Below are 19,917 nucleotides of genomic sequence, written 5' to 3' on the forward strand. Positions count from 1 at the left end.
GTGCGGGAAAATCGTTTACGGGGCCGGCCAGACCAGCGTTCCGCCGGAATAGACGGATTCGACGAAGGCACCGTCGAATGCGGCGGTGGCGTCGGCGGGCGTGATCTTCGTTCCGGCGTACGTGTTGAGCAGGGTCACCAGAGCGGTCACGTTGCCGGTGTCGATCGTGCCCAGCGCGGTCCCGGCCTTCAGACTCTCCCGGATCACCCCGACCTCGGTCTGCCAGATCGTCAGGTTCTGTGCCTCGTCGTAGCCCGCGCCGGTCAGGTCGGCCGCGGCCTTCACACATTCGGCGCCGTTGGCCTCGCAGTACTCGAAGGCGTGCAGGCCGGCCCGCAGGAAGTCCTCGACCGCGGTCGGGTGCTCGGCGGCGAAGTCCGGGTTGACCGCCATCGCGCCGAGCGAGCCGGGCACCTCGTAGTCGTACGGGCGCCAGACCGTCGCCGGGGTACCGGCCGCCTTGAGCTGGTTGGGCTCGTTGGAGATGAACCCGGTCAGCGACTTGACCTGGCCGCGCGGCAGGATCGACGGGTCGTAGCCGACCACCACCTGCTTGATCGAGTCGTAGTTCGCGCCGGCCTGCACCAGCATGGCCTGCACGCCGACCGGCATGGCGCCCTTCTGGCCGAGGGTGGTGCCGTCGAGCTGCTTGAGGTCGGTGACGTCCGGCATCGTCATCAGAACCTCCAGACCCACATTGGAGTACGTGGAGATGCCCTCGACCTTGATGCCGTTGGCGTTCGCGGAGAGCACGTCCTGCTGGCTGACCGGGCTGAAGGTGACCTGGCCGCTGGCGAGCAGTTTGGTGTTCTGGCTGGTGTCACCGGTGCCGGGCTGCATGGTGACGTCCAGGCAGAGGGCGTCGAAGTAACCCAGCTTGTCGGCGGCGACGTACTCCAGGATCGAGGCGGACGCCTGGTACTGGTAGCCGGACAGGTAGGTGATCTTGCCGGCCGCCTTGTTCTGCTCGCAGCGCTCGGCGGAGATCGCGGTGGCCGTGTCGGCTGACTTCTCCCCCTCGTCGGAGGAGCACGCGGCCGCTCCGGTGAGCAGGAGGGCAGCGACGGTTATACGGGCGAGGTTCCTCATGGGTGTGCTCCTCAGAATTCCTGCGAACAAAAGACGACCGTCTTTATCTACCGGGCGGTCTGGGTCTCGTGCCAGTGCAACAGGCGCCGTTCCAGAACGGTCACCGCCAGAAGCAGCAGCGAACCGAGCAGGGCCAGGATCGCAATCGAGGCGTACACCGCCGCGAGCTGGTTCATCGACGACGCCCGGCTGATCGCGGTGCCCAGGCCCTCGGACGAGCCGGCCGCGGACAGCTCGGCGACCACGGCGCCCACCACCGACAGCGGGAAGACGATCCGCAGCGCCGCGAACAGGTACGGCAGCGCGATCGGAACCCGCAGGTACCAGAGGGTCTCCAGGCGCGAGGCGTGGACCGTCCGGTAGACCTGCAGCACCGGCAGCGGCACCGCCCGCAGCCCCACCGAGGTGTTGATCAGGATGGGGAAGAAACAGATCAGCCCGGTGACGATCAGCTTCGGCGCGGCGCCGAACCCGAAGGCCACCACCAGCGCCGGCGCGATCGCCACCAGCGGGGTGACGTTGAGGACCACCGCGACCGGCATGATCGCCCGGCGGGCCAGGGTGAACTCGCTGACGATCACCGCCAGCACGAACGCGGTGAGGCCGCCGAGAACCAGCCCGCCGACCGCCTCCTGCAGGGTGACCAGGGCGTTCGTCAGGTAGTAGTCGGCGTCCTCGACCAGGGTCGCGCCGACGTCGCCGAGCGGCGGGAGCAGGTAGGGCATCCGGTCCGCACCCCACTGCCAGAGCAGTCCGAGCACGATCACCATCAGGACCAACGGCAACCACACCGCCGGGTGCAGGAACGACAACCGGCCCCGCAGCGTCATGACGCCGCCGTCGACTGGAAGGCGCCCCGGAGCCGGTCCCGGACCAGGTCCTCGTACGCGTGGAACTCCGCCGACGCGAGCAGCTCCGGCCCGCGCGGGCGGGGCAGGTCGATGTCGAGCACGTCGGTGATCCGGCCGGGCCGCGGCGCCATCACCACCACCTTGTCGGAGAGGCGGACCGCCTCGCTGACCGAGTGGGTCACGAACAGCACGGTGGCCTTCAGCTCGTCCCAGAGGTCGAGCAGCTGCTCCTGCAGCGCCTCGCGGGTGAACTCGTCGAGGGCGGAGAACGGCTCGTCCATCAGCAGCACGTCGGGGTGCAGCCCGAAGGCCCGCACGATCGCGGCCCGCTGCTGCATGCCGCCGGAGATCTGCGACGGGAGTTTGTGCATCACGTCCTGCAGACCGGCCTTGCGCAGCAGCTCCACCATGTCGGGACCGCCGTTGCCGGACCGTTCCCGGCGGCGACGGCCGGCGGCCCGGTTGACCTTGGCGGGCAGCGACACGTTCTTGAGGACCGACAGCCACGGCAGCAGCGCCGGGGTCTGCGGGACCAGGCCGAGCATCTTGGCGGCGGCGGCCTGCGCGGGGGTGTTCCCGCAGACCGACACCGCACCGGCGTCCGGATCCTCCAGCCCCGCGATCACCCGCAGCAACGTGGACTTGCCACAACCGCTGGGGCCGATCACGCTGACGAAGGTGCCGGCGGCGACGGTGAGATCGACGTCGTCGAGAGCGACGAGCGAGCCCCGGGCGCCCACCGGGTAGACGCGCCGGACCCGGTCCACCCGGATCGCCTCGGCGCTCATGATATTTGCTCGCGGAATACGTCGAACAAAACGGCCTCCAGACAGATGGAAATCGTCAATGGAGCCGGAGAGCGTGCGAGGCGAATACGAGGATATGCATCGCGAGACTCAAGCTGAGACGAAGTTAAGGATGCCATGAGTCCGCCGGAAGTAGCCGAGGTTTCCGCACCGTTAACTCAAAACCGTCCCCGTTGTGGCCGAAGCCGCTTAGCCTGTCGTGCCCATCCCACCGAAGACGGAGCAGCCGCACCCCCATGGCCCCTCGCCCCCTCGTCGTCCCTCTCACCCTTCTCCTGCTCGTTCTCCTCCCGGTCACCGCCGGATGCGGCACACCCGGCCGCCCGGCACCCGCCCCGTCGTCGTCGGCGAGCGCCACCGCGCCGGCCACGAGCCCCGTGGTGACAGAAGTGAACCGGCCCAACATAGTCTTCGTCCTGGCCGATGATCTGTCCCAGAACCTCGTGCCGTACCTGCCGAACGTCGCTGAGCTGGGCAGACAGGGCACCACGTTCACGAACTACACAGTCACCGACTCGCTGTGCTGTCCATCACGGGCGTCGATCCTCACCGGTCGTTATCCGCACAACACCGGCATTGTGAAGAATCACGGGTCGGACGGCGGGTTTCTGCTCTTCCGCAGCCGCGGCGAGGAGAAGTCGACATTCGGCACGGATCTGCAGCACGCCGGATACCGGACCGGATTCTTCGGGAAGTACCTCAACGAGTACCAGCCGCGGATGCGGCACGTCCCGCCGGGCTGGGACACATGGGTGGCCGGCGGGGACGCGTACGCCGGATTCGACTACGACCTCGACGAGAACGGCACCGTCGTCCACTACGGCGACCGCGACCAGGACTATCTGACCGACGTGCTGTCCGCGAAGGCCCGGGCGTTCATCACCACGAGCGCGGCCACCGGTGAGCCGTTCGCGGCGGAGATCTCGGTCTACACGCCGCATCTGCCCTACGTTCCGGCACGGCGCGACGCGTCGTCCTTCGCGGGACTGACGGCGCCGCGCACGGAGGCGTACGGAAGAATCCCCCGCAACGCCCCCGCCTGGCTGGCACCGCACTCCCCGCTGACGGCGGCGCAGATCAAGCACATGGACAGCGGATTCCGTCAACGCGTGCAGACCGTGCAGGCCATCGACCGGATGATCGGCGACCTGCGGACCACCCTGGCCGCGGCGGGTGTCGAGCGGGAGACCGTGCTGATCTTCAGTTCGGACAACGGCTACCACATGGGTGAGTACCGCCTGAACCCCGGCAAGCAGACCGCTTTCGACACCGACGTCGTGGTGCCGCTGGTCGTCGCCGGTGCGGGCGTCGCCGCCGGGCAGGTCATCGACGCCCCCGTGGAGAACATCGACCTGCGCCCGACCTTCGCCGACCTGGCCGGCACACCGGCACCCTCCGAGGTGGACGGCCGCAGCCTCCGCGCGCTGCTCGCCGGACGCGACCCGGGGCCATGGCGGACGGCCGCCCTGATCGAGCACAGCGATCCGGCCACCGACCCCGCCGACCCGGACCATCAGCGGCAGTCGGAGAACACGCCACCGTCCTACGTGGCGCTGCGCACCGCGGCGATCACCTGGGTCGAGTACGTGGACGGCACCCGCGAGTACTACGACCGGCGCACCGACCCCCGGCAACTGGACAACCTCGCCGGGACGCTGCCGCCGGAGCGGGTCGCCGCGCTGAGTGCGGCGCTGGCGGCCCTGGCCCGGTGCGAAGGTGCGGTGCGATGTCACGCCGCGGGGGCCGCCGTCCTATAGACACGTTTCGTGGCCAGGACGCGAAGCCCGTCCGCGTGGTGACTACAGCCGCGCTGGGCACCCCGAATCACCACACCCGCCGTGGGGCGTGGTGACTACGGCCGCACTCGGCACCCCCAATCACCACGCGGGTGCCGACCACGAGGCGTGTGTCTAGGCACGTTTCGTGGTCAGGGTGCGAAGCCCGTCCGCGTGGTGATTTCGGGCGCGCTGGACGCCCCAATTCACCACACCCCTGGTGGTGTGGTGAATACGGGCGCACTGGACGCCCGAAATCACCACGCTGTTGTGGGTGTGGTGAATTCGGGCGTGCTGAGCGCCCGAAATCACCACGCTGTTGTGGGTGTGGTGAATTCGGGCGTGCTGAGCGCCCGAAATCACCACGCTGTTGTGGGTGTGGTGAATACGGGCGTGCTGAGCGCCCGAAATCACCACAGAGGCAGACCCTGACTGACTCATCAGGTGTCTAGTCGTTGCAGGTGGGGCCGTCCGAGATCTTGATGCTGACCACCCGGAACGGGTAGTCGGACTCGTCCCAGAACCACTTCTCGTGCGGCCCCACACAGGCGACCACACCGTCGTCGTTCTTCAGCCAGGCCACGTCGTCGTTGCGGGTGTTGTAGATCGCGTACGCGTGCCGGCCCTGCTCGTCGAGCTTCTGCCAGTGCGAGGTCACCTGGGAGTAGCTGGTGGTCGCCTGCCGGGCGGTCCAGTCCGCGGTGTGCAGATACAGACAGACCTTCGGGTACTCACACCCGAACGCGGTGTCCGCCGGGACGGGCGCCGCACCCAGCATCATCAGGCTGGACGCGGCCAGCACAGTGCTCAACATCATCGTTCCCCCGATCGATCGTTTCCGGTGCTGCCCGGGGGTACAGCCTTTTCCTCATCCTGTCACTGATCGGCGGGGCGCGCGGTGAACCCGGCGATCAGGCTGTCGATCAGGAAGTCGTAGCTGCGGTCCACGTCCTCCGGGTAGCCGAACCCGCCGGCCGCCTCCAGACCGGCGAACCCGTGCATCGCCGCCCGCAGCGCGCGGGCCGCGTCGATGATCCGCTCCGGCGGCAGGCCCAGGCCGGCCAGCACGTCCAGCAGCACCTGCAGTGCCTCCTCGCTGACCGTGCGGATCTCCTCATCACCGGCGGCCTTCCCGTCGCCGGCGGCCTTCTCAGCGGCGGCAGCCTTCTCACCGGCGGCGGTCTTCGCGGCAGCGGCGGCCTTCCCAGCAGTCACGGTTTTCTCCGCAGCGGCGGCCTTCTCAGCAGCGGCGGCCTTCTCAGCAGCCGCAGCTTTCTCAGCAGCGGCAGCCGGCGGGCGGACCGTCGCGGCACAGCGGCCGGGATGCTCCAGAGCCCAGTGGCGGTAGGCGTGCGCGAGCGCGCGGACCGCCTCCGGACCGGCCTTGCCGACCGCGGCCCGGGCCAGCACCAGGCCGACGTCCCGGGCGGCCAGTAGGGCGATGCCGCGATGAAGTGCGTCCAGCGACACCACATGCTTGTAGAGCGAGGGCGTGCGCACCCCGAGACGCTCGGCGAGCAGGCCCATGGTCAGCCCGGACAGGCCCACCTCGTCGGCGAGATCGGCACCGGCCGTGACCACCGCGACCGGGTCGAGGCCGGCCCTAGGCACGAGCGGTTTCCAGGAACGACAGCATCAGGGCGACCACCTGCTCGGGGAACTGGGCGTGCGGATAGTGTCCCGCACCGGCGATCATCTCAAGGCGCCCACGGCCGGACGGCAGCGCGGCCACGATCGCCTCCCCCTCGGCCTGCGGCGACGCCCAGTCCGGATCCTGGTCGCCCTCAATGATCAAAACCGGCGACTGTACGCGCGGAAGCGCCGCACCCGCGTCGACCGGCGCGGCCTGGCCCATCTTCTGCAGGGCCTTCAGCCGACCCGGCTCCCGCAGCATCGCCTCGATCTCGCCGAGCCGGCTGGCCCAGTCCGCGGGGCGCACGCCAGGGGTCGCCACCTCGAGGTATCTCCGCCACTGCGCGACGCTGCCGAACACGGTCGCGCCGAGCAGGCTGATCAGGCCCTTGCGGAACCGGGCCACACCCAGGTCGCCGAGGGCGTAGGACTGCTTGCGGGTGAACGGCGCCAACTCGACGACCGCGCTGACCAGCTCGGGGGCCTGCGCCGCCACGATGGTCGCCGCACCGCCGGAGATCGAGTGTCCGACCAGTACGGCCGGGCCACCCAGATGCCGGATGATCGCGATCAGGTCGCCGGCGATGGCGGTCCGCGACCAGTCCGGCCAGTCCACGCTGGACTCCCCGCAGCCGCGCAGGTCGACGGCGGCCACCCGGTAGCCCGCCTCGACGAGCAGCGGCACCACGAACCGGTACGCCTCGCGACTGTCCCCCATCCCGTGCGCGAGGACCACCAGCGGCCCGCTCGCGCCGGTCACCTCGTAGGCCAGGGTGCCGCCGTCGACGGTCAGGAACTCGGTCATGTCGTCCTCCAGTTGGCTAATTGCGTTAGCTTTAAGCTAATAGAATTAGCCGCGCGCGTCAACCTCCGATCTTGATCAAATGTCGCGGTGAGCAGAATCGCGGAGATCATCGTGCTGGCCGTCGACGGCCACGACGTCATGGAACCCCTGACCAGGCCGAACGACGGCAGCCGCCCGTGGAACGCGGTATTCGGGCACATCCCCACCACCCACGGCTGGGTCGCCGAGTTCACCCAGCTCCGGCACTGGGCCGGCCTCCTCGAACACCTGGAGACCCTGCCGTGGCCACGCCCCGAGTCGCTGCAGGTACTCATCCACGACGAGGAGGACGACCTGTTCGGCCTCTGGATGATCGTCGGCGGCAAGCTCACCGAGATCCCGCTCCCCGGCACCTCCCGTCACTCGTACACCTCCGCCCTCGGCAACGGTGAGGAGATCTCCATCCTCGAACGCACCAGCGGTCAACAGCAGGAGATCTCCATCCTCGAACGCCCCGGCGGTCAACAGATGGACGCCTGACGTCGTCCTCGGCAGCCGAGGGTGGTCCAGCGTGGAACGAAGGAACCGTTCCGTTGAGCTGTTCCCTCCCACTTCGGCCGGCTCGCCCGCTTCCGCTGGACTCGCCCTCCCGCTTCCGCTGGGTCCTCAGCCTGCTGCTTTTGCTGAGCCCTCACCCTGCCGCTTCCGCTGGGTCCTCACCCTGCCGCCTCAGCTGGGCCCTCGCCCTGCCGCTTCCGACGGCGCCCGCGCGAGAATGTTCCACCGTGAAACGTAGGATCATTCTTCGCACGGGCGCCGCAACGGCGTTCGCCGCTCTCGGCACCGCGCCGGCCGCCAGGACCGAACCCGCCGGCGTGAACCAGCGGTTCGCGGTGGCCGTGCTGCCGGACACCCAGATCCTCTTCAGCACCGGCGGCGCGGGCCCGGAACCGTTGCACGCCACCCTCCGATACCTGCTGGACCGGCGCGTCGCCTTCCTCGCCCACCTCGGCGACATCACCGAACACGGGACCACCACCGAACTGGAGCTCGCCGGGCGGGCGTTCGCAACCGTCGACGGGAAGCTGCCGTACAGCGTCCTGGCCGGCAACCACGACGTCACCGGCGATGATCAGCGCGGGAGAACGGCGTACCTCGACGTCTTCGGCCCGCACCGGTTCCGGCGCGCAACCGGATTCCTCGGCGCCTCCCCCGACGGCTACAACAGCGCCCACCGGTTCCACGGCGGCGGACGGGCGTGGCTCGTCCTGGCCCTCGACTGGCGGATCTCCGACGGCGGGCTGGCCTGGGCACAGGGTGTCCTCGCCGCCAACCCCACGCTGCCCGCGATCGTCACCACCCACGACCTGGCCACCGCCGACAAGCAGGGCACCACCACGCTCTCCGACCACGGCCGGCGACTCTGGCAGAAACTGATCACCAAGAACGACCAGATCTTCCTGACCGTGAACGGGCACCACGTGCCGCCCGGCCGCACCGTGCTGCGCAACACCGCCGGACACGACGTGCACGTCCACGTCACCAACTACCAGGACCGCTACCAGGGCGGTGCGGCGATGATCCGCCTCTACCACTTCGACCTGGCCCGCGGCCGGATCGACGTGGAAACCTTCGCCCCGTGGTTCCTGACCCGCCCCGCCGCCGACCGAACCCCACTGGAGACCGAACACAGCGAGCTGACCGGCGACGCCGACCGCTTCACCCTGACAATCGACTTCGAGGAACGGTTCGCCGGATTCACGCCCAAGCCCGCTCCCCGCTGACCCTCGGCACACGGCGGTTCGCCGAATTCCGCGCCCCATACGGGTTGCCGCTGATCCCGTCCGCCGGATACACGCCCTGTACCGGTCACCGCTGACCCGGTCCGCCGGAATCACGCCCCGTACCGGTCACCGCTGTCTCGTAGGCTGAAGAGAGTGACCCTTTCCCACGAGGAACTCTTCCTGCGCTACCTGCACGCCGGAGCGATCAGCAGGGATCCGGACGCGGTGGCGGCCCTGTTCACCGAGGACGGCGTCTACGAGGCGCCGCTGCAGTCCCTACGCTTCACCGGCCGGCCCGCGATCCGCGACGGCGTGGCAGCCCTGCACCGCCGACTCACCACCGCGGGAATCCTCGACGCCGAACGCTCCGGCTACATCCTGCACGAAACGCTCACCCCCGACGTCTTCATAGCCGAGATCGACACCGTCCTGACCCACCCCGACGGTCCAAGCACCACAGTCGCCCTGACCCAGATCTTCCGCGTCCACAAAAGCCACATAACGCTGCTACGCGACTACTTCCAAACCCCGTAACCTTCCACCCCGCTGCCGTGACCGCTCCCACCGCTCTCGCGTAGTCCCCGCCACTTCCCCGCCTCCGAAGGCATGCCGCCGCATCAGCGCCGCCGCATCAGCGCCGCCGTATCACCGCCGCCTTCAGCGCCCCGCCCACCCTCAGCGCCCCGCGCCCTGGCGTAATCCCCGGCCACCCTCAGCGCCCCGCCGGACCCACCGCCCTCGCGCCGCACCCGATCCGGTATCGGGTGCAACCACCACCCCACCCAGGGCACCGACCACACCCAATCCAGACAACGGGTACAGCAACCACCCGCCCAGACGGCCAACGCACCCCATCGCGCCACTGGGGACGACGACCACCCCAACCGAGAAGGCAACCGCACCCGATCACGACACCGGGAACCGCGGCCACCCAACCGCAACGGCGTCCGCACCCAACAGGCACTACGGGTGCGGCCACCGCCCACCCCGGCGGCCAACGCACCCGATCACGACACTGGGAACCGCGGCGACCCCAAACAAGACGGCGCCCGCACCCGATCACCACAGCGGGGACCACGACCGCCCAGCGGGGCGGTGACCGCACCCAACAGGCACTACGGGTGCGGCCACCGCCCACCCAGGCGGCCAGCGCACCCGATCAGGTATCGGGTGCAACCGCCACCCCATCCAAGGCACCGACCGCACCCAATCCAGACAACGGGGACAGCAACCGCCCAACCGAGACGGCGACCGCACCCGATCACCACACCGGGGACCACGACCGCTCAGCGGGGCGGTGACCGCACCCAACAGGCACTACGCGTGCAGCCACCGCCCACCCAGACGGCAAGCGCACCCGATCACGACAAAGGGAACCGGGGCCACCCCAACCAGGATGGTGACAGCACCCGATCACCACATCGGGGGCCACGACCGCCCAGCCGGACGGTCAACCCACCCAATCACCACAACGGGGACCACGACCGCCCAGCCGGACGGTGACCGCACCCGACGGGCGCTATGGGTGCGGTCACCGCCCCGGCCCCGGCAGCGAGCGCACCCGATCACGACAACGGGGACCGGGGCCACCCCGAACGGGACGGCGAGCGCACCCGATCACCACAGCGGGTGCCGCGATCACCCCTCAGCGGGGACGGGCATGCGGGAACGTGCGATCCAGGTCGTCGGCCAAGTCGCGGCAGTGGCGCAGGATCAGGCGCAGGGCCCGGGCCTCCTCCGAACTGTTCGACGGCGAGAGCGGCGCCGACACCGCCGTCTGGAGGCGCGCCAGCGCGTCCATGTTCAGGGAGAACTGGACGTTGCCCGCCACGTCGGTGGAGACCGTCACCAGGCCGAGGAGTTTCATCGCGCGGCTCAGGAACGGGGACGCCGAGGCGGGGATGATCGACTGGGGTTGGCGCTGGAAACGGTTGATGTTGTGGGTGAGGATGTCGTTGATGCCGCAGCTGATCGGGTGGGCGGCCTGGAACGGCTGCCAGGTCAGGCCCGGGTCGCGGCGGACGCGGCTGCCGCCGTCCTCGGTGGCCATGAAGCTGTTCAGGCCGAAGGCGCTCACCGGGATGACGCGGACCGGGCTGTCCCGGTCGGTGCGGCGCAGGTTGTGGAAACGGTTGGTGCGTTTGCGCAGCCAGGTGATGACCTCTTCGAGGGTGTGGCCGTCGGCGTCGAGCAGGTCCCATTTGGTGACGCACAGTTGGATCACCTGGTCGCGGCCGTCGAGGATGCCGATCAGGTGCCGGATCTCGCCGAGGGCCGTGTCGTCGGGGCCGTCGCGCATCATCGCCGCGAGTTTGGCGCCGTCGAGGATGCCGAGCACGATGTCGGCCTTGTCCAGGGATTCGGCGAGCGGTTCGGGCAGGCCGCTGCCGCGCTGGCTCTCGCGCAGCAGTTCACCGGAGTAGTCGGGGTAGGTGAAGCGCAGCGGGGCGCCGGGCATGTCGAACGCCAGGGGGTAGGGATGCAGTTGGGTGCCGGTGTTCGGGAACGGCAGGACGCCGTTGAGTTCCTCGAACCGCTGGGCGAGGTCGTTGAGCTGGTCGGTGTGGTCGGGGTGGCTGGCCCGGACGGTGACGCCGTCGCCGCCGGCCCGGGACATGGTCTGGTACATCGCGGCGAGCAGGGCGGTCTTGCCGGATTTCGGGAAGCCGAGGACGGCGACGCCGACTTCGGATTCCTTTTCGGTGGCCGGGGTGTCGGTGGTGTCGGCGTCGCGGTGCAGCCGGGCGGCGGCGGGCAGGCCGGCGGCGGCGACTGCGGCGGCCGCTGCCAGGGGCACCAGGTACAGCGGGATGTCCATCGTCAGCCCCCGTTCAGCACGTAGTTGACGGTGTCCTGGTTGAACGGGTTGGCCGGGGCGTCGTCGAGGTACGCCCCCACCCGTTCCTGGAATCGGGTCGACAGGGCCACGTAACCGGCGTCGATCGGCCGCGGCCGCGCTTTTTCCACGCCCATCAGCAGGACCGGCAGGTCGGGGTGGGCGTCGACGAGGGTGGGGTCGCGGTAGGCGGCCCGGTCGACGGGGAGCAGCCGGGATCCGACGAGTTCCCGCTGGCTCTGGGCGTTGGTCAGGTGCCGGATCAGGTCGGTCGACTCGTCGTGGCGGGACGATCCGGCCACCACGGCGAGGTTCTGTCCGCCGAGGACGCCGCGGCTGAGGGCGGCGAGGTCCTGGACCTGGCTGCGGTTGTCCCGCCGGTACGGCCAGTTGCGCATGAACTCGCGGCCGGGCCGGGTGAACTCGGCGACGGTGGCGGCCTCGGTGGTGGCCCGGAAGATCTTGCCGTCCCGGATCGCGTCGGCCAGTGGTTGCAGCGCGCTGGTCCAGATGTCGACCTGGTTGTTGAGCCGGCCGTCCATGCCGAGGAACCGTTCGTCGGCGGCGAGTGCGTGTTCGAGCACGTTGACGAGGAACGCCTCGTTGCCACCGATCAGCTGGCCGACGAACTGGCGGCTGTCATCGGGCAGGCCGGCGACCAGTTTGGCGAGGTCGACGATGTCGTCGGCGATCGGTTTCTTGGACAGGATCACGCCGACGTCGGTGTTGAACGGGACGGCGAAGAGCCGGTCGTCGCCGGGCTGGCGGCAGGTGGCCAGCGGGCCGGGCAGCAGGTCGGTGCGGACCAGGTCGCCGGGGAGTTCGGCGAGCAGGCCGGCCTGGGCGAACTCGGCGACGTAGATCGTGTCGAGCAGGAGGACGTCGCCCCAGCCGCCGGTGGCCCGGCGTTTCATCTCGCGGTATTGGTCGCCGGTGTCCTCGCCGAGGTCCTCGACGACCGGCAGTTCGCCGGGGCGCCACTCGCCGGAGAGTTTGCGCAGCACTCCGGCGGACGCGTTGCCGCTGCTCACCACGAGTTGCCCACGGCTCGGCGTGGCTGCGGCGACACCTGCCGCGGCGAGCAGCCCGGTGCCGGCGGCTCCGGCCAGGAACCATCGCCGGGAGTATTTCCGGATCGTGGCGGGATCGCTGGTCATGACGGGCGACGTCCTCAGTGGAGGAGTAGGACGGCCCTGTCTATCCCAATCATGAGTGTGATCGCAACCACATCGGCCACGGCCCAGCCGCCTCCCGGCAGCACCGCCCGCCGATCACGGCACGGGCGGGAGGTGTGGCTGTCCGGGAGGCGGCTGACGCGTACCCCTAAAGGGCTTTGATCTCGGTCTGGAATCGCTCGCGGAGCTGAGCTTTCTCGGTCTCGGGGAGCCAGCAGGCCTCGACGCCGGCGAGTGCCATCGCGGTCAGCCGCTCGCGCGGGACGGCGAGTTCTTCGGCGAGGATGCGGTATTCCTCGGTGAGGCTGGTCGGGAACATGCCGGGATCGTCCGAGCAGGGGATCACGTTGAGTCCGGCTTCGATCATCGCGGCGATGGAGGCGCGACGCCACGGGCGCCAGGAGCGGCGTGACGTGGTGGAGGCGGTCAGGAACGCGACCTGCTCGTCGCGCAGGCGGGCCACCACCTCGTCGTCCTCGAGTACGAAGTACCCGTGGTCGATCCGGTCGCAGCCGAGGTCGTCGAGGCAGGTGATGGTGTTCTCGGCGAGCGGGGCGTGTTCGGAGGAGTGCGCGGTGCGCTTGAGGCCCGCGTCGCCGGCGAGACGGTACGCGTCCACGAACCGTTCCGGAGGTCCGGCGGTCTCCAGGTTGTCCAGCCCGATGCCGGCCACGTAGTCGTTCGGGTTGTCGACGACCGTGCGGACCCGCTCGACGGCCTGCTCGCCGGAGTGGCTGCGGTCGACGGCGGCGAGGAGCCGGCCGGTCATGCCGAAGTCCCGCTCGGCCATCCTGATGCCTTCGACGTAGGCGTTCACCGATCCGGTGTAGCCGAGGGAACTCAGGTGCTCGGGCACCTCGTCGAACGACATCTCCAGGTGGCGCACGTTGTTGCGGTGCGCGTCCTCGAAGGCCTCGTAGACGATCCGGGTCAGGTCGTCGGCGTCTCGCAGCGCGGCGATCACCCAGGCGGAGGCCTGGAAGAGCGAGTAGGAGACTTCGGGCTCGCCGGCGGAGCGTCCCTGCGGGACCGGGATCCGGGTGTTCCGGTAGAGCGCCGGGTCCGGCGGCAGCGAGTTGATGTCGGCGAAGATCCGCTCGGGGTCGGCCGGCAGGTCGAGCCGGGCCCGGCGGGCCAGTTCGGCGAAGGTGGTGGCGCGGACCGTACCGATCAGGTGGCAGTGCAGTTCCACCTTGGGCAGGTCACGGAGAAAGTCAGACATGGGGTTCCTTAGGTGGCCGGGACCTCCCTGGCGGAGGAGGTCCCGGCCGTGAGGGTGGATCAGCTGCCGGTGACTTCGCGGGCGAAGCGGTCGACCCAGTCCTTGCGGGTGGGGACCAGCTGCGCCGGGTCGAGAGTCGCGTATCCGGCGACGACCGGGTCCTTGGCGATCTCGCCGACGACCGCGGTGATGTTCTGCGGGACCGACGCGCCCGGGTTGACCGGCAGGTCGCCGACGAGTTCGGCGGACTTGGACTGCGCGTCGGCGGAGAGCAGGTAGTCGATGAACTTGTAGGCGTTCTCGGTGTTCTTCGAGGTCGCCGGGATCATGGCCCGGTTGGTGGCCATGTACTTGCCGGTGGCCGGCGGGGTCCAGGCGACCTTCTCGCCGTCGGCGACCAGCGTGGTGGCGAACCCGTTCAGGGTGTCGGCGGCGACGATCTCACCCTGGGTGATCAGGTTGGTGACCTCGGTGGACGAGCTGTAGAACTGCAGCACGCCGGGCTTCCAGCCGGCCAGGGTCTTCAGGGCGGCGTCGATGTCGTACGGGCCGGAGCCGTAGGAGGCGGCCACCCCGGAGATCATCAGCTGGCCGGCGGTGACGGAGATGTCGGGCAGCGCGACCTTCTTGCTGTACGCGCCCGCGTAGACGTCCCACTTCGCGGCCTGGTCGGCGGTCAGCTTCTCGGTGTTGTAGATCGTGCCGTTGAGCTGGTAGCTGTACGCCGGACCCTGGTACGCCTCCTCCTTCGCGAACTCGGCGATGGTGGCGAGGTTGGGCACCTTGTCCGCGGGGATCTGCTGGAACAGTTCGTCCTGCTGGCCGAGGGCGGCGTAGTAGTCGGAGATCAGTACGACGTCGGCGCCGGCCTTGTCCCCGGCGACCTGCAGTTGGGAGAGCCGGTCGGAGTTGGAGCCGGTCTCGACCTCGACCTCGATGCCGGTGGCCTTGGTGAACGGGTCGATGACCGCCTCGGTGAACTCCTCCACGCCGAACGGGAAGGTGCTCAGGACGATCTTGCCGGCGCTGCCGGCCTCGTCGGACGAGGAGGACGAGCCGGAGCACCCCGCGGTGACGGTGAGGGCGGTGACGGCGGCGGCTGCTATGAGGGTACGGCGAAGCAAGTGTCTATTCCTTTCCGGAATTCTCGAGGGGTACGAGATGAGCCGGGTCAGCGGTGACCGTGGTCTTCTGACCGGGTTCGATCGCCGCGGCGTTACGAACGTCGGCGATCAGGCGGACTGTCTGGCCGGCGCCGTCGACGGCCTCGAGGGTGACGAGCAGGTCCACGCCGCGGTATGCGGTGGAGACGACGGTGGCTTCAAGCCTTTCGCCCGTCTTGTCGCCACCGAGCGAGAGATACTCGGGACGAATTGTCCGGAAAATACCGGACTTGTCGGTGAAGAAGTTCTCGTAGCCCAGGAAGTCGGCGACGAACCGGTTCGCCGGCTGGGAGAAGACCTCGCGAGGAGCGCCGGACTGCATGATCCGACCGCTCTTCATCAGGACCATCAGGTCGGACATCTCCAAAGCCTCGTCCTGATCATGCGTCACCAGGACGACGGTCAGGCCGGTCTCGGACTGGATCCGGCGGATCTCGGCGCGCATCTGGACGCGAAGTCGCGCGTCGAGGTTGGAGAGCGGCTCGTCGAGCAGGAGGAGCCGGGGCTGGATCGCGATGGCGCGGGCCAGCGCGACCCGCTGCTGCTGCCCGCCGGACAGCTTCTTCGGCTTGCTGGCGGACAGATGCCCCAGTCCGACGAGGTCGAGCGTGTCGGCGACGCGCTGATTCGTCTCCTTCTTACCGACTTTACGGATCTTCAGGCCGTAGGCGACGTTCTCCGCCACGGTCATGTGCGGGAACAGCGCGTACGACTGGAAGACCATGCCCAGCCCACGCTTCTCCGGCGGCAGCCTCGTGCTGTCCACCCCGTGGATGGTGATCGTGCCCGAGGTCGGCTGGGAGTATCCCGCCAGCATCCGCAACGAGGTCGTCTTGCCGCAGCCACTCGGGCCGAGCAGCGTGGTCAGCTTCCCCTCGGGGATCTCCAGGTCGATCGCGTCCACGGCGGTGAAGTCACCGAACCGCTGGGTCACGCCGACGAATGCGGCAGCGGTGCTCATCGGTTGATGCCTCCGAAGATCTTGGCGAAGCCGACGGTGCGCTCCGCGATGACCGCGATGACGACGGTCGCGGCGAGGATGAGGGTGGCCATCGCGGCGATCCGCGGGTTGTAGCTCTGCTGCACGTAGTCGAGCATCGTCACCGGCAGCGTCCGGAACTCGCGGTCCTGCAGCAGCAGCGACAGCGGCACGTTGTTGAACGAGGTGACGAACCCGAGCAGCCCGGCCGAGAAGATGCCCGGTCGCAGCAGGGGAAGGGTGACGGTCAGGAACGCCCGGACCGGCGAGGCACCGAGCCCGCGGGCCGCCTCCTCGACCGCCGGGTCGGCCAGCGCCAGGGATGCGCCGGTGACGCGGACCGCGTACGGCAGAAGAAGCGCGGTGTGCCCGAGCAGCAGCGTGGTCAGGTTGTCGAGTCCGAGACCGATCATCAGCTGCTGGTACAGCGCGAGGCCCACCACCAGCTCCGGCACGATCAGTGGTGACAGGAACAGGCCTTCCAGCAGCCCACGTCCCGGGATCCTGCCGCGGTGGATGGCGATGGTGGCCGGCACACCGAGCAGCAGGGCCAGCGCGGTCGCGCCGATCGCCAGGTAGAGGCTGGAGACCAGCGACTCCATGAACGGGTCGTAGGTGACCGCCGCCTCGAACCACTGCAGCGAGAAGCCCTCCGGCGGGAACCGCAGGGTCCGTCCCGCGCTGAACGCGGTGGCCACCACGAACAGGATCGGCACGATCATGATGATGTAGCCGAGCACTGCCAGGGTGGCGGCAACGGGGCGCCTCGTGCCGTTGCCCCTCATGTCGTTGCTCCCTTCCGGCCGGCGAGCGACGAGACGGCGGAGACCAGGAACACCAGGATCGTCATGATCAGGGCGGTGGCGCTGGCCGCGGCCCAGTCGACCGAGACCGAGGCGTACGTGAACAACTGCGTCGCGAGCATCCGCTGCCCGGAGCCGCCGAGCAGGTAGGGCGTGGTGTACGCGGTGACCGACCCGGCGAAGACCAGGGTGGCCGCGACCACGATGCCGGGCAGCGCCAGCGGCACGACCACGGTCCAGAACGTGCGGGTGCGCCCGGCGCCGAGACCGCGGGCCGCGTCGTCCAGGCCCGGGTCGATCTGCGCGACCGCGGAGTAGCAGGAGATCACCGCGAGCGGCAGGAACAGCTGGGTCAGGCCGAGCACGATGGCCAGCGGCGTGTACAGCATCTGCGGGGACTCGTCGGCCAGCCCGGTGCTCGTCAGCAGCTTGCCGATCGCGCCGTTCGCGCCGAGCAGCACCAGCCAGCCGAAGGTGCGGACCACGTTGCTGAGCAGCAGCGGGAAGATCGCCAGGGCCAGCAGGACGCCGCCCCAGCGGCTGGTCGAGCGGGCCAGCAGGTACGCGATCGGGAACCCGAGGCCGACGCAGAGGCCGGTGACGATCAGGCCGATGGTGACCGTGCGGCCGATGATGCGCAGCTCGTAGGGGTCGGTGATCATCTCGGCGAGCCGCGTGACGACCGCTGCGGTCTCCTCGCCCGGGGGCGCGACGAGCATCGCCACGGCCGGCACGAGGAATCCGGCGGCGAGGAACGCAAGCCCCGGTAAGAGGAGAAGAGCGGTTTTTCTCGACATTTCCCTAATCTCGGACTTGAGGTCATGCAACCGGTTGCACAACCGGTTGCACGCAGCCTACGTCCTCCGGGATGATGATGCGGCGCGGGAGCTGGTAAACACCGTGTAACGACTCTCGGAGGCTCCCACGTGGCGACCCTGGCGGATGTGGCATCCCTCGCCGGCTACAACAAGTCCACGGTCTCGCGCGCCCTGGCCCGCCCCGAGATGGTCGCGCCGGAAACCCTGACCCGCATCCTGGCCGCCGCCGACCAGCTCGGATACGTGCTGAACCGCACCGCCAGCCAGCTCGCCCGGGGCCGCACCGGCCTGGCCGCGTTCGTCGTCCCCACCCTCGAGAACGCCTTCTTCGCCCCGATCATCGGCGGCGCGCAGGCCCGCGCCGCCGAGTCCGACCTTCACCTCACGGTGACGGTCGCCTCCGACGTCACCGCTCTGGAACGGCTGGCCGCCCAGGTCGACGGACTCATCCTGGCCGCCCCCCGCGGCACCGACGCCGACGTCACCACGATCGGCGCGATCAAGCCCACGGTGCTCGTCGACAGAGAGGTCCCCGGCCTGCCCTCGGTGGTCGCCGACACCGCCACCGCGATAGGAGCCGTCGTCGAAGGCCTGGCCGTCCGCGGGCACCGGCGCATCGCGTACATCGGCGGCCCGCCCGGCTCCTGGCAGGACCCGGGCCGCGAGGCCGCCGCCCGCAACGCCGCCGCCCGCTCCGGCGCCGAACTGACCGTCCACGGCCCGTTCCCGGCCACGTTCGCCGCCGGGGTCGCCGCCGCCGACGAGGTACTGGCCACCGGCGCGACCGCGGTGGTCCCCTACGCGACAGCGCTGGCCCTGGGCCTGATGCTCACCTTCCGCGGCCGCGACGTGCACGTCCCCGACGACATCGTGGTCAGCGCCGAGACCACGGTGACGCACGCCCTGGGCGCCCCCGGCATCCCGGCCATCGACGTCGACGGCGAGGGCCTCGGCCGCACCGCGATGGACCTGCTCACCACAACCCTGCTCACCACAGCCCTGCTCACCGACCCCGGCGAACGCCGCCGTCTCCCGGTCAAGGTCACCTGGAGCCGCTGACGCCGGTCAGGGCAGGTTCCTGCGCTCACGCCCTTCTTCGGGTACGCGTAACCGACCGTCCCCCACAACCACCAACGGCCGCACGCGCCGAGCCGTCGCCCACGGTCCCCAAACAGGCCAACCCCAACCGTGGACAACGGCTCGAACCCGCCCGCCGTCACCCAACGGTCCCCAAACCGGCCGACCCCAACCGTGGACAACGGCCCGCACTCGCCGGCCGTCGTCCACGGTCCCCGAACGGGCCGAACCCAACCACAGACGACGGCTGGCTGGTGCGAGCCGTCGCCCACGGTCCCCAAACAAGCCAAACTCAACCATGGACGACGGCTCGCACCGGCCAGCCGTCACAGACGGCACTTTCACACACCGAAAACAGCCACCACCGACGGCTCGCACCGGCCAGCCGTCGTCCACGGTCGCCGCGCAAGCCGAAATCAGCCGTGGGCAACGGCTCGCACCAGCCGGCCGTCGACGGCGGCGGCTATCGACTGCAGCCAGCCATGGGCGACGGCCGGGCGCCCGCGAGAAGGGCCGTCGCCCACAGCCTTCGGATGAGCCCCGGCGGTTGAACTGACGGGCCACCGGGCCACCGGGCCACCGGGCCACCGGCTGACCGCTTGAGATCAGTCCCGGTCTTGGAGCAGATCGTCGGTGCGCACGACCGTGCCGAAACGGGGCAGGATCGTGGTCACGGCGTGGTGGTGTTCGGCCGCAGTGAGGCCGGTCATCGCGTCCTCGACGAAGGTCACCGCAAAGCCGTGGTCCGCCGCCGCCCGCCCCGTCGACTCGACACCCATCGTGGTGGCGATCCCCGCCAGGACCACCGTCTCGACCGATCGTGCCCGCAACTCTTCGGCCAGCCCGGTCCCGTAGAACGCGCCGATCGTCCGCTTCACCACGACCACGTCACCCTCGCGGGGCGTCAGCTCCGGCACGAACCCGCTGCCCGGCGGCTGCTCGACGACACCCGGCCGTTCCACGCGGACCAGCACCACCGGGTCCCCGGCCCGCCGCCACGCCGCGACGAGCCGCACCGCCCGGGCCACCACGTCGGCGCCCCGATGCGGCCCGAACCCCTGCTCCACAAGCCGGGGCATCAGATCCACCACGATCAGCGCGCTCGTCATGCCCGCGATCGTAG

Annotated in this window: 19 protein-coding genes; 5 read left to right on the forward strand and 14 right to left on the reverse strand. The window is 69.6% G+C overall.

Annotation, left to right across the window (positions count from 1 at the left end; all coding sequences use genetic code 11):
- Positions 1–15: 15 nt before the first annotated feature.
- Genes WH85_RS29560 through WH85_RS29570 form a run of 3 tightly spaced genes read right to left on the reverse strand, consistent with a single transcriptional unit; the run spans position 16 to position 2,728 of the window.
- Positions 16–1,089 carry an ABC transporter substrate-binding protein gene (locus tag WH85_RS29560; protein WP_045745305.1) on the reverse strand — a complete coding sequence of 358 codons (1,074 nt, stop codon included), beginning with the start codon at positions 1,087–1,089 and terminating at the stop codon, positions 16–18.
- 47 nt (positions 1,090–1,136) lie between these two features.
- Positions 1,137–1,919, reverse strand: a complete 783-nt coding sequence (locus WH85_RS29565) for an ABC transporter permease (RefSeq protein WP_045745306.1) — start codon at positions 1,917–1,919, stop codon at positions 1,137–1,139.
- Positions 1,916–2,728: an ABC transporter ATP-binding protein gene (locus WH85_RS29570; RefSeq protein ID WP_045745307.1), complete on the reverse strand. Its 813-nt coding sequence runs from the start codon at positions 2,726–2,728 to the stop codon at positions 1,916–1,918. The genes WH85_RS29565 and WH85_RS29570 overlap by 4 nt, the downstream gene beginning before the upstream one ends.
- 407 nt (positions 2,729–3,135) lie before the next feature.
- On the opposite strand from WH85_RS29570, the gene WH85_RS29575 reads away from it, so the two are divergent.
- Entirely contained in the window at positions 3,136–4,503 is a 1,368-nt protein-coding gene (locus tag WH85_RS29575; protein ID WP_245674144.1) for a sulfatase family protein, read from the forward strand.
- Between the two features lie 466 nt (positions 4,504–4,969).
- On the opposite strand, the gene WH85_RS29580 is transcribed toward WH85_RS29575, so the two are convergent.
- The 3 genes from WH85_RS29580 to WH85_RS29590 all read right to left on the reverse strand — a co-directional run bounded on the left by WH85_RS29580 (position 4,970) and on the right by WH85_RS29590 (position 6,958).
- On the reverse strand, positions 4,970–5,335 hold the full coding sequence (locus tag WH85_RS29580; RefSeq protein WP_157411284.1) for a hypothetical protein: 366 nt from the start codon (positions 5,333–5,335) through the stop codon (positions 4,970–4,972).
- Positions 5,336–5,397: 62 nt separating this feature from the next.
- Positions 5,398–6,132 carry a TetR/AcrR family transcriptional regulator gene (locus WH85_RS51760; RefSeq protein WP_045745309.1) on the reverse strand — a complete coding sequence of 245 codons (735 nt, stop codon included), beginning with the start codon at positions 6,130–6,132 and terminating at the stop codon, positions 5,398–5,400.
- The gene (locus WH85_RS29590; RefSeq protein ID WP_045745310.1) at positions 6,125–6,958 is read right to left on the reverse strand and encodes an alpha/beta fold hydrolase; all 834 of its coding nucleotides are present in this window, start codon (positions 6,956–6,958) and stop codon (positions 6,125–6,127) included. Before WH85_RS29590 ends, WH85_RS51760 begins: the two co-directional genes overlap by 8 nt.
- An 87-nt stretch (positions 6,959–7,045) precedes the next feature.
- Between WH85_RS29590 and WH85_RS29595 the strand changes: the two genes are divergently transcribed.
- The 3 genes from WH85_RS29595 to WH85_RS29605 all read left to right on the forward strand — a co-directional run bounded on the left by WH85_RS29595 (position 7,046) and on the right by WH85_RS29605 (position 9,255).
- Positions 7,046–7,477 carry a hypothetical protein gene (locus WH85_RS29595; RefSeq protein WP_045745311.1) on the forward strand — a complete coding sequence of 144 codons (432 nt, stop codon included), beginning with the start codon at positions 7,046–7,048 and terminating at the stop codon, positions 7,475–7,477.
- 245 nt (positions 7,478–7,722) lie between these two features.
- Entirely contained in the window at positions 7,723–8,721 is a 999-nt protein-coding gene (locus WH85_RS29600; RefSeq protein ID WP_052720888.1) for a metallophosphoesterase, read from the forward strand.
- Positions 8,722–8,874: 153 nt separating this feature from the next.
- The gene (locus tag WH85_RS29605; RefSeq protein WP_045745312.1) at positions 8,875–9,255 is read left to right on the forward strand and encodes a nuclear transport factor 2 family protein; all 381 of its coding nucleotides are present in this window, start codon (positions 8,875–8,877) and stop codon (positions 9,253–9,255) included.
- A gap of 1,111 nt (positions 9,256–10,366) precedes the next feature.
- Here the strand turns inward: WH85_RS29605 and WH85_RS29610 are convergent.
- From WH85_RS29610 to WH85_RS29640, 7 genes are all read right to left on the reverse strand, one after another.
- The gene (locus WH85_RS29610) at positions 10,367–11,539 is read right to left on the reverse strand and encodes a TRAFAC clade GTPase domain-containing protein (protein ID WP_045745313.1); all 1,173 of its coding nucleotides are present in this window, start codon (positions 11,537–11,539) and stop codon (positions 10,367–10,369) included.
- A 2-nt stretch (positions 11,540–11,541) separates the two neighbouring features.
- Positions 11,542–12,714 carry an extracellular solute-binding protein gene (locus WH85_RS29615; RefSeq protein WP_045745314.1) on the reverse strand — a complete coding sequence of 391 codons (1,173 nt, stop codon included), beginning with the start codon at positions 12,712–12,714 and terminating at the stop codon, positions 11,542–11,544.
- Between the two features lie 166 nt (positions 12,715–12,880).
- Positions 12,881–13,954 carry an adenosine deaminase family protein gene (locus WH85_RS29620; protein WP_211275482.1) on the reverse strand — a complete coding sequence of 358 codons (1,074 nt, stop codon included), beginning with the start codon at positions 13,952–13,954 and terminating at the stop codon, positions 12,881–12,883.
- A gap of 59 nt (positions 13,955–14,013) precedes the next feature.
- Positions 14,014–15,078: an extracellular solute-binding protein gene (locus WH85_RS29625; protein WP_211275483.1), complete on the reverse strand. Its 1,065-nt coding sequence runs from the start codon at positions 15,076–15,078 to the stop codon at positions 14,014–14,016.
- A 4-nt stretch (positions 15,079–15,082) separates the two neighbouring features.
- Positions 15,083–16,078, reverse strand: a complete 996-nt coding sequence (locus WH85_RS29630) for an ABC transporter ATP-binding protein (protein ID WP_045745315.1) — start codon at positions 16,076–16,078, stop codon at positions 15,083–15,085.
- A complete protein-coding gene (locus WH85_RS29635) occupies positions 16,075–16,881 on the reverse strand; it encodes an ABC transporter permease (RefSeq protein WP_052720889.1) in 807 nt (268 codons plus the stop codon). Before WH85_RS29635 ends, WH85_RS29630 begins: the two co-directional genes overlap by 4 nt.
- A complete protein-coding gene (locus WH85_RS29640; protein ID WP_045745316.1) occupies positions 16,878–17,696 on the reverse strand; it encodes an ABC transporter permease in 819 nt (272 codons plus the stop codon). Before WH85_RS29640 ends, WH85_RS29635 begins: the two co-directional genes overlap by 4 nt.
- 147 nt (positions 17,697–17,843) lie before the next feature.
- Between WH85_RS29640 and WH85_RS29645 the strand changes: the two genes are divergently transcribed.
- Positions 17,844–18,776 carry a LacI family DNA-binding transcriptional regulator gene (locus WH85_RS29645; protein ID WP_211275484.1) on the forward strand — a complete coding sequence of 311 codons (933 nt, stop codon included), beginning with the start codon at positions 17,844–17,846 and terminating at the stop codon, positions 18,774–18,776.
- 623 nt (positions 18,777–19,399) lie between these two features.
- Here WH85_RS29645 and WH85_RS29650 read toward each other — a convergent pair.
- On the reverse strand, positions 19,400–19,903 hold the full coding sequence (locus WH85_RS29650; RefSeq protein ID WP_045745317.1) for an isochorismatase family protein: 504 nt from the start codon (positions 19,901–19,903) through the stop codon (positions 19,400–19,402).
- Between the last annotated feature and the right edge of the window lie 14 nt (positions 19,904–19,917).

Origin of the sequence: Actinoplanes rectilineatus, assembly GCF_000962825.1 — a bacterium.
GTDB classification, from domain to species: domain Bacteria; phylum Actinomycetota; class Actinomycetes; order Mycobacteriales; family Micromonosporaceae; genus Actinoplanes; species Actinoplanes rectilineatus.